This window comes from Candidatus Angelobacter sp., from assembly GCA_035607015.1.
In the GTDB taxonomy this organism is placed as follows: domain Bacteria; phylum Verrucomicrobiota; class Verrucomicrobiia; order Limisphaerales; family AV2; genus AV2.
Genome location: DATNDF010000233.1, coordinates 1 through 3,609 on the forward strand (window position 1 = coordinate 1; position 3,609 = coordinate 3,609).

The 3,609-nt window shown below is 60.2% G+C and carries 4 protein-coding genes; all 4 read left to right on the top strand.

The features are described from left to right. Positions 1–356 (top strand): signal peptidase II (locus tag VN887_09525; protein ID HXT40251.1); only part of this gene is annotated, 356 nt, incomplete at its 5' end. 26 nt (positions 357–382) lie between these two features. Continuing rightward, positions 383–1,432, top strand: coding sequence for a tRNA (adenosine(37)-N6)-dimethylallyltransferase MiaA (gene miaA / locus VN887_09530; protein ID HXT40252.1), 1,050 nt, complete (start codon positions 383–385; stop codon positions 1,430–1,432). A gap of 103 nt (positions 1,433–1,535) precedes the next feature. Next, the gene (gene hflX, locus VN887_09535; protein ID HXT40253.1) at positions 1,536–2,831 is read left to right on the top strand and encodes a GTPase HflX; all 1,296 of its coding nucleotides are present in this window, start codon (positions 1,536–1,538) and stop codon (positions 2,829–2,831) included. Between the two features lie 87 nt (positions 2,832–2,918). Next, positions 2,919–3,572, top strand: a complete 654-nt coding sequence (radC, locus tag VN887_09540) for a DNA repair protein RadC (protein ID HXT40254.1) — start codon at positions 2,919–2,921, stop codon at positions 3,570–3,572. Positions 3,573–3,609 lie beyond the last annotated feature (37 nt).

Below are 3,609 nucleotides of genomic sequence, written 5' to 3' on the forward strand. Positions count from 1 at the left end.
TGTTCAATCAGTTTGCGGCCAGCAACCAATTGCTGGCCATTTTTGCCCTGGTCGCTCTGCTGGTGCTGTTTTTGACACGGCACCACTTCGATTCGCACACGTTGTTCGGCCAGCTCTCGCTCGGGCTGATTTTCGGCGGCATTGCGGGCAATCTGCTGGATCGTTTCCTTCACAAGCACGTTGTGGATTTCATTTATTTTTATCTGTCGCGGCGAGGGGGCGGTGAAATCGGCTTTCCCGCGTTCAATGTTGCCGACAGCGCCATCTGCACCGGCGTGGGTCTGCTCTTCCTGCTTTCGTGGCAAAAGGACCGGACCGATACTTCGCCTGCCAAGGAGCCCGTCAAACAGAACTGAGTTTTCGGGACGGATAGGGTGAGGCAATGACAACGAATTCTTCCCGCGTGTCCCGCGCGGCGCGACGTCCGCTCGACGCGATCCTCATCGGCGGGCCGACCGCCGTTGGAAAATCCGCCGTGGCCGTCGCCCTCGCCGAACGTATCGACGGCGAGATCGTGTCGGTCGATTCGATGCAGGTTTATCGCGGACTCGACCTCGGCACCGCGAAACCTTCGCCGTCGGACCGGCGGCGGGTTCCGCACCATTTGATTGATGTCGTTGAAGTAAATGAGCCGTTCGACGCCGCCCAATTTGTCCGGCTGGCGCGGTCGGCAGTGGCGCAAATCCGGCAGCGCGGCCGTGTGCCAATCCTTTGCGGCGGCACAGGACTTTACTTCAAAGCGTTTCTCGGAGGGCTTGGCGAAACGCCGGCGGCGGACGCCGCTTTGCGCGCGAAGCTGGAGGCGACGTCCTTGGCCGAATTGCTCCATGAGTTGGAACAAAAGGACCCGGACACTTTTGCGCGGATCGACCGGAAGAATCCACGCCGCGTCATCCGGGCGCTTGAAGTCATTCGCCTGACCGGCAAGCCGTTTTCGCAACTTCGAGCGGTCTGGAATTCTTTGGAAGGGACGCGTTCCACTACGTTCGAAAATTTCAGGGACAACGTGGAAGTTGTCCCTCCTCGTTTCTTCGGCCTCGCGCGTTCCAGCGAGGATTTGCGCGCCCGTATAGACGCACGCGTTGAGGCCATGTTCGCTCGCGGGCTGGTCGAGGAAGCGAAACGATTATTGAAACAAGGACTGGAAGAAAACAAAACCGCGATGCAGGCCATCGGCTACCGGCAGGTTGTTGAACATCTCCGCGGCGGGCGTTCGCTGGACGAAACGATCGAACTCGTCAAAGTGCGGACGCGGCAGTTCGCGAAACGGCAGATGACGTGGTTCCGCCGACAATTCGATCTGGATTGGGTACACCTGAAGCCGGACGTTGACGCCGAACAAACGGCGGCGGAGCTTTTTGAGAGCAGGGGCACCGCACAAAAACTGGCTGGGCCCGAATCAAAGGGGGGACCCTGGCTGAACCGGAATTGACTTCGGCGCATCGTCAAATCCATTCCGGGCTAAGTTTCCGGTTGAGTTCGGACTTTAATCCCCGCCGAATCATGTTATGGTTCCCGCGGTTGCGATTTAAAAATTGAAAGCACTCATACCGACATCGAACAAGAGGACCGAGCGCGTGTTCCTCATAGGAGCCGAACTGAAGTCGCGCACCACCTGGGAGGTTCGTGATTCCCTCGACGAACTGGCCGAACTTGCCACAACGGCCGGGGCCGATATCGTCGGCGACGGCACCCAAAGGCTGGAAGCGCCCGCGTCCGCCACATTCATCGGGAGCGGCAAGGCCGAGGAATTTGCCGGGCATTGCAAGCGCCACGGCGTGGATACGGTGATTTTCGACGACGACCTTTCCCCGGCGCAGAGCCGCAATCTCGAAAGGGTTTTCGATTGCAAGGTGCTTGATCGAACGGTGCTGATTCTCGACATCTTCGCGCGCCGCGCCCGCACACGCGAAGGCAAGTTGCAGGTGGAGCTGGCACAGTTGCAGCATTTGCTGCCGCGGCTGACGCGCTATTGGAGCCACTTGTCGCGGCAAAAAGGCGGCATTGGAATGCGCGGTGGCGAAGGCGAATCGCAGCTCGAAACCGACCGCCGCCGAGTACAGGAGCGCATCGACAGGATCCGCGAGGAATTGGAACTGGTGCGCCGCCAACGCTCGACGCAAAGGTCTGGCCGGCAGCGGCACCTCTGGCCGCTTGCGTCCATCGTCGGTTATACAAACGCCGGAAAGTCCACCTTGCTCAACGCGCTCACGGGCGCCCAGGCGCTGGCCGAGGATAAATTGTTCGCCACGCTCGACCCGACGACGCGGCGTCTGCGCCTGCCGACAAACCAAAGCGTATTGCTCACGGACACGGTGGGATTCATCCGGAAGCTGCCGCACCGACTTGTCGAGGCGTTCAAGGCCACGCTCGAAGAGGTCGTGCAGGCGGATCTGCTGCTGCATGTCGTGGACGCCAGTCATCCGCAGGCCGTGGAGCAAATTACGGCGGTGAATGCCGTGCTTGAAGAAATCGGCGCGGCCGGCCGGCCAACGTTGATGGTCTTCAACAAAATTGACCGGCTGATAAGCGGTGAGCTGCGACACCGCTTGGCCGAACAACTGCCCAACACGGTCGCTGTTTCGGCGAAGACCGGCGAGGGGTTCCCGGCGTTGCTGGCCGAACTCGGCAGTCAGTTGCGGCCGACGCGCGAGTTTCTCGAACTGAAGGTGCCGCACAGCGAGTCGGCGGTGATCGCGCGGCTGCACGCCGTCGGACAGGTGGTGGAGCGCGATTACAACGGCGCCGATGCGCGATTCAAGGCCCGCATCCCGCCGCATCTGCATGCGGAGTTTGCGCCGTTTATCGTGCAGGATTTGCGCATCGCCTGAAACCCGCCGGTTTGTCATTTCCCATCTCGAACGAATTTATTTGTTCGCGAAGTTTCTTTTGCCTGATAGAACCGGGACCGGCAGGGCATGACCACGAATCCGCGCATCAAGGACATGGCGGCAAGAGAGCGTCCCCGCGAACGGCTCGCGGCGGACGGAGCCGAGGCCTTGTCCAACGCGGAACTCGTCGCGATTCTTCTGCGGACGGGAATAAAAGGGTACTCGGCCATTCACATCGCCCAGCAATTGCTGGCCAGATTCGGAAAACTGGAAAACCTGGCTCGTGCGTCGCTCGACGAGTTGCGCCAGGTCAAGGGTGTTGGGCGTGACAAGGCCATCGCGTTGAAAAGCGCTTTCACGCTGGCCCAGCGCATGGCGAAGGAACTGCAGCACGAGGCGCCCGTGCTCGATACCCCGGAGCGCGTCGCGGACCTGCTGCGCGAAGAAAACCGGCTCTATGACGTGGAGCACTTTCAGGTCGTGCTGCTGAACACGCGACGAAAACTGATTCGTGTGGACCAGATTTCCCAGGGTACACTCGACACCATTCTCGTTCACCCGCGGGAGGTCTTCAAACTTGCCATCGCCGCGAACGCTTCGGCCATCGTCCTGGTCCACACCTTATGTGTCGCGGCATATAAATTATGTTATGTGGCGCTCCCAGTTATGTGCAGCGCCCGATTTGTGGGGCTTGCCATACCCCGGCATTCAGACAGGAGGGAGTGCCGTGGATTCTCGTGAGCTACCGAACGAGGGCGATTCTGAACAGTCCGTCCGC